We start from the raw sequence: 11,339 nt of genomic DNA, 5'->3' as shown, positions 1-11,339 counted from the left end.
ATGGAAAATACAGGAACTACTATTTTTTCGGATAATTACATAGTAGATTCCACAGCTTTTGTAGACAGAAATTATGTTAATATTAATGCCCATGAGTTAGCACACCAATGGTTCGGTAATTTGGTTACAGAAAAAGACGGGAATAGCCATTGGCTTCATGAAGGTTTTGCAACCTATTATTCTTATTTGGCTGAAAAAAATATTTTTGGAGAAGAGTATTACTATTGGAAATTATACGATAGTGCAGAGGCACTCCATAAGCAACAATCTAATCAAAAAGGAGAAGCGCTTACGAATCCTAAAGCAAGTAGTCTTACATTTTACGAAAAAGGGGCTTGGGCATTACACATGTTACGTGAAGAAATAGGAGATAAAGCATTTAAAAAGGGTATTGCGAGTTATCTAAATAAATATCAATTCAAAAATGTAGAAATAGCAGATTTTATTTCTACAATGGAAAAGGCAAGTGGAAAAAACTTAGCTTCTTTTCAAGAGAAATGGCTTAATGGCAAAGTGTTTCCTTATAAAGAGGTTAAAATGCATTTGGCGAAAAAATCAAAAAGTATACAGACGTTACAATTTGTGGAAGAAGAAGTTCTTGTTGCTAGTTCTAGTTTTTTAAGTAAAGAAAAAATTATTAATGGGTATTGGGATAAAACAGAATCTACAGATTTAAAAAGTAGAATGATAGCTACCTTTTCAGAATTTTTATCAGAAGATTTTAAGATAGATGCATTGCATACGAATAACCTTAAAATTAGACAAGCAGTTGCAAAATCTACGATTAAAGTCCCAGAGAATTTAAAAGAAGCTTACGAAAGTTTGTTATTAGATAAGAGCTATAGTACACAAGAAAACGCTTTGTATGCTCTATGGAGCTCTTTTTCAAAAGAAAGAGGTAAGTATCTAGATCAAACGCAAGGTTTAGTAGGTTTGCCAAATAAAAACATTAGACTTTTGTGGTTAACTTTAGCTATGGTGACACCTGAATATAACAGTTTAAAAACAGCGGATTATTATACAGAATTGGTTCGTTATACAAATCCTAGTTATAGTACAGAGGTTCGTATAGGAGCATTTCAATTTTTAAAAGAAACTATTGGGTTAGATAATACTAGTTTAAAGAATTTAATGCGCGCAACAAGCCACCATAGTTGGCAATTTAAAAAATATGCTCGAAATTTATTAAGCGAACTTATAAAAGATGAAGACTTAAAGAACAGAGCCGTATCTTTATCTAAAGAATTTAATGAAAATGAAATGCCTTATTTTAATTCCTTATTAAAGATATAATGAGAGCTTTAGTTATTTCTGGGGGTGGTAGTAAAGGTGCTTTTGCAGGAGGAGTATCACAATACCTTATGCAGGAACTTGGTTATAATTACGATTTATTTATAGGAACATCTACAGGAAGCTTGTTAATATCTCATTTAGCATTGCAAAAAATAAATAAGATAAAAGAGGCGTATACTTCTGTTAACCAAAAAAGTATTTTTAGTAATTGCCCGTTTGTGATAGAGAATAAGTATGGCGTAAATACTATAGGAATAAATCACTGGAATGTTCTTAAAAACTTCTATAGGGGAAGCAAAACGTTTGGAGAGAGTAAAAACCTTTTAGAATTAATAAAGAACACTATCACGGTCGATGAATTTAATACGCTTAAAAAAGGTCCTAAGGAGATTGTTGTTACGGTCTCTAATTTATCACATAATACAGTAGAGTATAAGAGTATTAACGATTATAGCTACGAAGATTTTTGCGAATGGGTATGGATCTCATGTAATTACACCCCTTTTATGAGTTTGGTGCGTAAAAATGGATGTGAGTATGCAGATGGAGGTTTAGGGAATATGGTACCTATTGAAGAAGCTATAAAAAGAGGGGCAACAGAGATAGATGTTATAGTTTTACAGACAGAAGTTAGTCATTTAAACAGGATGCCATCTAAAAATGCATTTTCTTTGCTTACCAATATGTTCGAGTTTATGTTAGACCGAATAGAAAACCAGAATGTGCGTATTGGTAAATATGTTGCTAATCACCATAATACGATTTTAAATTTTTATCATACACCTACAGTACTTACTACAAATTCTTTAATTTTTGATAAAGAGAAGATGCGTAAATGGTGGGAAAGTGGTTACCATTATGCCAAGTTTAAGAATACAGAAACCAATCAGATTGATATTGAATGAGAGCCTTAGTAATTAGTGGAGGAGGAAGCAAAGGTGCTTTCGCAGGGGGTGTTGCCCAATATTTAATGGAAATAGAAAAAAGAGATTACGATCTCTTGGTGGGGACTTCCACTGGTAGTTTGTTAATTCCTCAGTTGGCACTAAATAGAGTAGATAAATTATATGATTTATATACCAATGTAACCCAGCGTAAGATATTTAGCCTTAACCCTTTTGTGGTTCGTAAAAAAGGAGATAGAGAATTTGTTTCTATTAATTTCATTACCACTTTTCTTCAGTTTATTAAGAGCAGAAGAACTTTTGGAGAGAGTAAATCTTTGCGAAGAACCATTCGTAAAAATTTTTCAGAAGAGGAGTTTGCTAGCATACAACAAAGTCATAAGGACGTTGTGGTAACGGTATCTAATCTTTCTAAAAATAGGGTGGAATATAAGAGTATTAAAGATTTTAATTACGAAGAGTTCTGTGATTGGATGTGGATTTCTTGTAATTATATTCCTTTTATGTCTTTAGTGAAAAAGGACGGATTCGAGTATGGAGATGGTGGACTCGGTTGTGTTTTACCTATACGAGAAGCAGTCAGGAGAGGAGCCACAGAGATAGATGCTATTATTCTAGAATCCGAAAAAATGGAGCATAACAAAGTGTTAGGAAAAAATCCTTTTTCTTTAATGCTAAGTATCTATGGTTTTGTTTTAGATCAAATAGAACACCATGATATATCGGAAGGCGTATTGGCAGCCAAACATAAAGGGGTGAAATTAAATTTATATTACACACCTACTAAATTAACAGAGAATTCATTGGTGTTTAATAAAAAACTAATGACAGAATGGTGGTACCAAGGCTTTAATTACGCAGAAACAAAATTTACGGATACTAAAGAATAACTACCATAATTCTCCAATTTCCTTTTTAACATAAGCTAGAGCTGTTCCAGAAGGAGAAGCTTTTTCCATAGTTTCAGTTAAGATGTCTTCTCTTAATTTATCTGCAGAATCTGTTTCACTCAAAGCAGCTTTACGAATCATTTGTATAGTAGCACTTTTTGCAGCTTTTATTATATTCCAGCATTCATCGGTCATATAAATTTGTTGCGAAAGATTGTGCTCAAATTCATTCTCAATACTTTTTATAAGTAAAGATTCATAATCATTCTTATTAGATGATTTAGGAGCAATACGTACTACTAAACTAGGAATTGCAATGCGCTCTAAAAACAAAGCCATACGTTCGTATGCTTGTAATCTTATGGGTAAAGTATTTGTTTGAGAATCTTTATGTAATAAGTATCGTCGGCGACCTTCTTCGTTTCTAGTATGTAATCTAAAAAAATAAAAGGCAACTGCTCCAGTTACAATAGCAGGTAATAAATAAGCGAATAATTGAAAAACTCCGTCTCCAGACATAATTTTGGTTTTGGTTACTGCATGTAAGAACGTAGTTATTTTATAAAAATTATATCAACTTTATTCTATGGTGTTTTAATACCTTATAGGAGCACTTTTAATGTAGAGCAACTAGCTTTTTTAAAACGGCGCTATAATCTAGATTATGAGAAATTTACTAGATAATCGAGATTTAAATGCTCCGAGGCTTGCTTCGAAATTTTAAGCTTGTTTTCTTACGAATACCTCGTGGGCTTGCCCCGAGGTAGTTTACTTATATAATATTACTTATTTCCATTTTTAATTCCTTCTCGTACATTAGTGTAAAAAGATTTGTAATTAGGGTGCATTTTTATTTTCACTCCTTCTTTAAATCCACCGTCTTTAGCATCTATGGATACTCTATTGGGTTTTATTCCAAAATCATTAGCAAGGGAATTTGCAATTGCTTTAGCTTGTAGTGTCGGTAGGTTTAAATCCCCAGTCATGCTTAAGCCTTCAATAGTAATTTCTACTTCAGGGTTGGCGGATAAAATAGTGGCTATTTTGCCTATCCAAGCTTTAGATTCTTCTGTAAGCGAACTAGCTGTATCTTCTCCAAATAAAGAAGTTAAATCTTTGGAAATAATAATGATGCCATCGCTAACATTTATTTTAGCATTTTCTCCTAAGGTTTGTTTGGCATTAGTTAATAAAACTATGGCAGTAGAATCATGACTGGCTATAGCGTCAGCCATAATTTTTAATTGGGATTCTTTTTCTTCTAAACTAGCTAAAGCTTTGGTTATATTTTCAGAATTTTTATTAGATACCTGAGCAAAACTATTTAAGTTTTTTAGTAGCGTAGTGTTTGCACTTTGTAAATCTCGAACTTGTTTTTCATAAGATTCCGATTTTGCAAAGCTTATCTTTTCATTCTTTCGGGAATCTGCAAGTGCAGTACTGGTAGTGTCTAATTGTGTTTTTAATGTGTTTATTTCATTAATTAAATCACTTTTCCTTTGTGCTTGTACGCTTAAGATGCTTAAAAAGATAAGAATAAAAAGATTGATTTTTAATTTCATTGCATTTTGTTTCAAAGTAGCGGGATATTCCCAATCTATAATTTTTATCAAAAATAAGGATTTACTTGTTTTTAATATCACCTAAATGCGGACAATCGTAAAGTGTTTGAACCCCAGTAAACGAAACTACTGCTTTTTGGTAGCCATAGGTAGAAGCCAGATTCCTATTTAAATCAATATCATCTACATTTACTTGTACATCTTCCATGGTAAATTGGCAAGGATGCTCGTATCCTGCAGCATGTGTTATTTCGGAAAATTCTTTTCTAAACGTTTTAAAGTATTGCGCTAGTCTATCTGATTTTAAAGGTACATTAATGCCGTTTTGTAACCATTTTTTTTGTGTTGCGATTCCGGTAGGGCAGCGGTTGGTGTGGCATATTTGTGCTTGTATGCAACCTATACTCATCATAGCCTCTCTTGCTACGTTAATACAATCTACACCCATTGCGAAAGCCATAGCTGCTTTGGCAGGAAACCCTAATTTTCCACTACCAATGAAAACAATTCTATCCGTTAGTTTGCGGTCTAAGAACACTTTGTATAAACGAGAGAAACCATGAACCCACGGAAGAGAAACGTGGTCAGCAAAGCTAGGAGGAGCCGCTCCGGTTCCGCCTTCACCACCGTCCACGGTAATAAAATCTGGTCCTTTACCAGTTTTTACCATAATATCAGCAAGTTCTTCCCATTGGTTTAGTTTGCCAATAGCTCCTTTTATTCCAACAGGTAACCCTGTTTCATTGGCGATAGTTTCAATTAACTGCATTAATTCTTTAACGTTGCTAAAGGCTTTATGAGTTGAAGGAGAAAGCACATCTTTCCCTACCTCGACACCTCTAATTTCAGCAATTTCAGAAGTTATTTTAGCGCCTGGAAGGACACCACCTTTCCCTGGTTTAGCACCTTGAGAGAGCTTAATTTCTACTGCTTTGATACAAGGATTTTCATCCACTAATATTTTAAGTTTTTCAATGGAAAAATTGCCATCCTTAGAGCGAACTCCAAAATAACCAGTTCCAAAATGAAAAACAACATCGCCACCTTGCTTATGGTAGGGAGAAAGTCCGCCTTCTCCTGTATTATGATAAGCACCTGCTTTATGAACCCCACCGTTTAGGGCTTCAACTGCTGCGGCTGAAAGGGAGCCAAAGCTCATCGCAGAGACATTAATAATGGATCCAGGTCTGTATGGTTTATTTCTTTTATTGTAAGCTCCTATAACCTTAGCACATGGCATAAAAGATGTGTCGATAGTATTCGGGTGATTTTCTGGAGCGGCATAAGCCATCATTTGGTTTTTTATAAAAATATGCTGGTGTGCATAAATATCTCTATCTGTTCCAAAACCTTCGTAATTGTTCTCTTTCTTAGCAGAAGCGTAAATCCACCCTCTTTCAATACGATTAAAAGGTAGTTCTTCTCTATTATTTGCTACAAAGTATTGTCTCATTTCTGGGCCAATACTTTCTAACCAATATCTAAGATGGCCTACTATTGGGAAATTATGTTTAATGGTATGTGTACGTTGTATAAAAATGTCCCAAAGAGCAACAAGAAGAAGGAAAATAAGAACCCACATCCACCAAGATGTATGGGATAAAAAATCAAATATAAAATCCATAAAATAATTAATTGTTTAGGTAATCTAAGCTCATTTGTGTTAATGTTTTAACTCCTAGTAACAGGCCACTATCATCTATTTTAAAATCAGGAGTATGGTGAGGGTAAGACTCTGTAGTGCCAGGAGCCATTCCTCCTAGGAAAAAATAGAACCCAGGAACCTCTCTCTGAAAATAAGAAAAATCTTCTGCACCAGTAACTGCTTTTTGGGTTTTAACATTTTCCTTTCCTGCTACATTTTGCATTGTAGGTAGCATTTGTTTTACCAAATCTGGATCGTTAAAAGTAATGTCGGTAGCGTCTTTAATTTCAATGGTTGCAGAACCTCCATAGGCTTTAGCGATGTCTGTAACCATATCTTTCATTCTTTTATTAATATGCTCTTTCATGCCATAATCTAAAGTTCTTATTGTACCAATCATTTCTGCACTTTCAGGAATAATATTAAATCGAACGCCACTTTTAATTTTCCCAACCGTAATTACAGCAGCTTCATTGGTTAAATTAGATTCTCTACTTATTATAGTTTGTAAGCCATCAATAATTTTAGCGCTTATTAAAATAGGGTCTACACCAGACCATGGTTGCGATCCATGACTTTGTTTTCCTTTTACTTGAATGTTAAAACTTTGAGCAGCAGCCATTGTTCCGCCAGATTTGTAGCGAATCTCTCCAACTGGAGTTTGAGAATTTATGTGCAAACCAAATATAGCATCTACATCAGGGCTTTTTAAAACACCTTCTTTAACCATTAATAAAGCACCACCTTCTTCTCCAAGAGGCGCACCTTCTTCTGCAGGTTGAAAGATGAATTTTATGGTGCCTTTTATTTTATCTTTGTTTTTGGATAATACTTCGGCAACACCCATTAAAATAGCGGTGTGCGTATCGTGGCCGCAGGCATGCATTACACCAACCTTTTCTCCTAAAAACTCCGATGTTACTGTTGATTTATAAGGTAAATCATTACGTTCTATAACAGGAAGAGCATCTATATCGGCACGTAGAGCAACCACTTTTCCTGGTAAATCTCCCTTTAAAAGACCAACAACTCCTGTATGGGCTACTTTGGTTTGGACTTCCATACCTAAAGATTTTAAATGTTTTTCAATCTTCTCCGCCGTTTTAAATTCTCGGTTAGAAAGTTCCGGATTTTCATGAAAATGCCTTCTCCAGTCAATTACTTTTTCTTCAATTGCAGTATAGTCTTTTTCCTCAATAGAATTCTGCGCAAATAGCGTAGAACCAAGTGCTAAAATAGCGAGTGTTACAATTTTTTTCATTTTGTGAGTCGTTATTAAAAATTAATTAGTCTATAATTTTGATTTTGTAATTGTATTAAAGCAGTCATTGCAGATAAAGAAAGTTGTACCCCAGGAATTAAGTCCTCTTTTTTTAATTCTCTATAAACAGCGGATTGTCCGCATAAAATAATTTGAACATTTGCTTTAAGTAAAGCAGTGTTTAGTTTTTCATTTGGGTTTATAGTCCCGTATTTTTTCATATAAGCTTCATTGCTCATAACATCTTTAAACGCTGAACCGTGTAGCACTAATGCAACTTTCATATTATCTAATGAAACACCATTTTGTGCATGCATGTTTAAAAAACGAGCAGCAGTTTCTATCCATTTATTTTTAATATCCTTTTCTTCCGGACTCTTTGCTACATCAAAAACCACATGGAAATCCTGAGAGGTATTTATCTTAAAATCTTGTTTTTCAATCTTGTAAACCTTGCCAAATTCCTTAATAACTGGTCCTGATATCGCTGTTTGAGCATTGGTTTTTATTCCTGTTAATAATATAATTAAGAATAAATAAATGTATTTTAGGTAGTTAGAAGGTATCATGAGTAAATATTAATATTGAGAGAAAAACAAATAAGAGTTTTTAAATATATTCAAATTCATAGAATATTTCTTTGAAAGCGGCTTTTTTCTGTTAAAAATCCTTTCATTTTTTGTTCATAATTAATACGTCGATATTTATTTAAGCATTGCATTTATAGTTAAATTCACAGTTCTAAAATTCAGAAAAGATTTGAGTAGTTTTATAGATGGTTTAAATGATGCGCAGAAAGCGCCCGTGCTTCATAAGGATGGACCAATGATTGTTATTGCTGGTGCTGGTTCAGGGAAAACCCGTGTGCTTACTTTTAGAATAGCACATTTGATGGCGCAAGGAGTAGATTCCTTCAATATTCTAGCACTTACTTTTACCAATAAAGCAGCCCGTGAAATGAAAGCGAGGATTGCTAGTATAGTAGGTAATGCAGAAGCAAAGAACTTGTGGATGGGAACCTTTCACTCCGTTTTTGCAAAGCTATTGCGTATTGATGGTAGTAAATTGGGATACCCTGCTAATTTTACGATTTACGATACTCAGGATTCCCAACGTTTAATTGCTTCTATTATTAAAGAATTAGGCTTAGACAAAGATATTTATAAATACAAACAAGTACAAAGTAGAATTTCTTCCTATAAAAATGATCTAATTACAGTAAAGGCTTATGTAAATAATCCAGATTTAGTAGAAGCAGATGCGATGGCTAAACGCCCTAGGATGGGAGAGATTTATCAACAGTATGTAGACCGCTGTTTTAAGGCAGGGGCAATGGATTTTGATGATTTATTGCTACGAACTAATGAACTATTGAACAGATTTCCTGAAGTTTTAATGAAATATCAAGAGCGATTCAAATATATTTTGGTAGATGAGTACCAAGATACCAACCATTCGCAATACTTAATCATTAAAGCTCTTTCTGATAGATATCAAAATATTTGTGTGGTAGGAGATGATGCGCAGAGTATATATTCTTTCCGTGGGGCAAATATTAGTAATATTCTAAACTTTCAAAAAGATTACGATAATGTAATAATGTACCGATTGGAGCAAAATTATCGGTCTACAAAAAATATTGTAAATGCTGCCAATTCTGTAATATCTAATAACAAAACACAATTAGAAAAGGTGGTTTGGACAGATAATGATGAAGGGCCTGCTATAAAAGTGCACCGTAGTATTACAGATGCAGAAGAAGGCCGTTTTGTTGCGGGTTCTATTTTTGAGAATAAAATGCAGCATCAAATGCAAAATGGTGAATTTGTAATTTTATATAGAACTAATTCCCAGTCTAGAGCAATGGAAGATGCTCTTAGAAAGAGAGATATTCCATACAGAATCTATGGAGGCTTGTCTTTTTATCAAAGAAAGGAAATAAAAGACGTTTTGGGTTATTTAAGATTGGTTACAAACCCTAAAGATGAAGAGGCTTTAAAACGTGTTATTAATTTTCCAGCAAGGGGTATTGGGCAAACAACAATTGATAAATTAGTTGTTGCTGCCAATCATTATGGACGCTCGATTTTTGAGGTAATTCAGAATTTAGATAGAATTAACCTTAAAATTAATGGAGGAACCAAAAGAAAGCTACAAGACTTTATTGTTATGATTCAGAGCTTTCAGGTAATGAATGAAACTACAGACGCCTTTGCTTTAGCAGAACATGTTGCCAAAAAGGCGGGTGTTCTTTTGGAATTTAAAAAAGATGGAACTCCAGAAGGTATTGCTCGAATGGAGAATATTGAAGAGCTACTTAATGGTATTAAAGATTTTGTTGATGGGCAGAAAGAGATAGACGGAGCCACGGGTAATATAAGTGAGTTTTTAGAAGATGTTGCCCTTGCTACCGATTTAGATAATGATCCAGGAGATGATGATAGAGTAGCTTTAATGACTATACACATGTCCAAAGGACTAGAGTTTCCTTTTGTGTATATCGTTGGTATGGAGGAAGATTTGTTTCCATCAGGAATGAGTATGAATACCCGTAGTGAGTTAGAAGAGGAGCGAAGGTTGTTTTATGTGGCATTAACCAGAGCAGAAAAGCAAGCATATTTAACGTATACGCAGAATAGATACCGCTGGGGTAAATTAATAGATGCAGAACCAAGTAGATTCATAGAGGAAATAGACGAAAAATATATAGAAAATTTAACTCCTGTTGATGGTGGTTACCGCTACAAGTCATTTGTAGATACAGATATTTTTGGTGAAGTAGACAAGAGTAAGCTTAGACAAGAAAAACCAACAAGAGGTACTCCGCCATTAGTAGGTAAGCCCTCCGAGAATCAATTACGTAAGTTGCGTAAAATAAAACCAGAATTAGCGACCCCTGTTGGTAATACAAATAAGGTGGATCCAGATCTTGCTGTAGGAGTATTGGTTAACCATACTCGCTTTGGCAGAGGAAAAGTAATAAATTTAGAAGGAGTTGGTAGTGATCGTAAGGCCGAAATTCAATTTGATAAAGGAGATATTAAGAAATTGTTATTGCGTTTTGCTAAGTTGGAGGTTCTTTGATTAATCTTAGGTTATTTATTGCTTTTCAGGAAATAGTTTACTTTTGTTAAGTACAAGTAGTAGCGATTCTTATGGCAGATTTTATTAAAATATACGAAGAAAACCCTAATCCTAAGCAAGTAAAACAGGTTGTTGATGTCTTGCGTAAAGGAGGTTTAGTAATTTATCCTACAGATACGGTGTATGGTTTGGGGTGTGATATTACTAATACAAGAGCACTCGAAAAAATAGCTAGAATAAAAGGAATTAAATTAGCGAAAGCCAATTGGTCTTTTGTGTGCGCGGACTTAAGTAATTTGTCGGATTATGTTCGACAGATAGATACCGCTACTTTTAAAATATTAAAGAGAGGCTTGCCTGGGCCATATACCTTTATTTTGCCAGGGAATAATAATTTACCTAAGGATTTTAAGAAGAAAAAAACGGTAGGTATTAGAGTGCCAGATAATAATATAGCCAGAGTTCTAGTGGAGCAGTTAGGTAACCCTATTGTATCTACTTCTATTCATGATGAAGATGAATTGTTAGAGTATACAACCGATCCCGAACTAATTTATGAAAAGTGGGGTAACTTAGTTGATGTTGTTGTTGATGGCGGATATGGAGGGAATATAGGTTCTACAATTATAAATTTATCCGAAGGAGAACCAGAAATTATAAGAGAAGGAAAAGGGAGTTTAGATATTTTTTAAAACAACT

10 protein-coding genes are annotated in these 11,339 nt (G+C 34.1%); 5 read left to right on the top strand and 5 right to left on the bottom strand.

The annotated features are described in order from the left end of the window. The 3 genes from QZZ51_RS14295 to QZZ51_RS14285 form a co-directional block, all read left to right on the top strand. On the top strand, nt 1-1,293 hold a 1,293-nt coding region (locus QZZ51_RS14295), incomplete at its 5' end, for a M1 family aminopeptidase (protein ID WP_291870854.1). Next, the gene (locus tag QZZ51_RS14290; RefSeq protein WP_291870852.1) at nt 1,293-2,198 is read left to right on the top strand and encodes a patatin-like phospholipase family protein; all 906 of its coding nucleotides are present in this window, start codon (nt 1,293-1,295) and stop codon (nt 2,196-2,198) included. The genes QZZ51_RS14295 and QZZ51_RS14290, both read left to right, overlap by 1 nt. After that, on the top strand, nt 2,195-3,088 hold the full coding sequence (locus tag QZZ51_RS14285; protein WP_291870850.1) for a patatin-like phospholipase family protein: 894 nt from the start codon (nt 2,195-2,197) through the stop codon (nt 3,086-3,088). Before QZZ51_RS14290 ends, QZZ51_RS14285 begins: the two co-directional genes overlap by 4 nt. Here QZZ51_RS14285 and QZZ51_RS14280 read toward each other — a convergent pair whose 3' ends face one another. The 5 genes from QZZ51_RS14280 to QZZ51_RS14260 form a co-directional block, all read right to left on the bottom strand. After that, the gene (locus tag QZZ51_RS14280) at nt 3,089-3,607 is read right to left on the bottom strand and encodes a hypothetical protein (RefSeq protein ID WP_291870848.1); all 519 of its coding nucleotides are present in this window, start codon (nt 3,605-3,607) and stop codon (nt 3,089-3,091) included. A gap of 263 nt (nt 3,608-3,870) precedes the next feature. Then, nucleotides 3,871-4,701, bottom strand: coding sequence for a hypothetical protein (locus QZZ51_RS14275; protein WP_291870845.1), 831 nt, complete (start codon nt 4,699-4,701; stop codon nt 3,871-3,873). Nucleotides 4,702-4,711: 10 nt separating this feature from the next. Next, nucleotides 4,712-6,274: an FMN-binding glutamate synthase family protein gene (locus QZZ51_RS14270; protein ID WP_291870843.1), complete on the bottom strand. Its 1,563-nt coding sequence runs from the start codon at nt 6,272-6,274 to the stop codon at nt 4,712-4,714. A gap of 7 nt (nt 6,275-6,281) precedes the next feature. Continuing rightward, on the bottom strand, nt 6,282-7,556 hold the full coding sequence (locus QZZ51_RS14265; RefSeq protein WP_291870841.1) for an amidohydrolase: 1,275 nt from the start codon (nt 7,554-7,556) through the stop codon (nt 6,282-6,284). 14 nt (nt 7,557-7,570) lie between these two features. Then, nucleotides 7,571-8,125, bottom strand: a complete 555-nt coding sequence (locus QZZ51_RS14260; RefSeq protein WP_291870839.1) for a DsrE family protein — start codon at nt 8,123-8,125, stop codon at nt 7,571-7,573. A 190-nt stretch (nt 8,126-8,315) separates the two neighbouring features. Here QZZ51_RS14260 and QZZ51_RS14255 point away from each other — a divergent pair, with 190 nt between their 5' ends. Next, nucleotides 8,316-10,640, top strand: coding sequence for a UvrD-helicase domain-containing protein (locus tag QZZ51_RS14255; protein WP_291870837.1), 2,325 nt, complete (start codon nt 8,316-8,318; stop codon nt 10,638-10,640). 71 nt (nt 10,641-10,711) lie between these two features. Beyond that, nucleotides 10,712-11,332 carry an L-threonylcarbamoyladenylate synthase gene (locus QZZ51_RS14250; protein ID WP_291870835.1) on the top strand — a complete coding sequence of 207 codons (621 nt, stop codon included), beginning with the start codon at nt 10,712-10,714 and terminating at the stop codon, nt 11,330-11,332. The last annotated feature ends 7 nt before the right edge of the window (nt 11,333-11,339 follow it).

The organism is Maribacter sp., from assembly GCF_016744255.1.
Classification (GTDB): domain Bacteria; phylum Bacteroidota; class Bacteroidia; order Flavobacteriales; family Flavobacteriaceae; genus Maribacter_B.
This window is presented reverse-complemented; position numbering and strand designations above follow the sequence as displayed.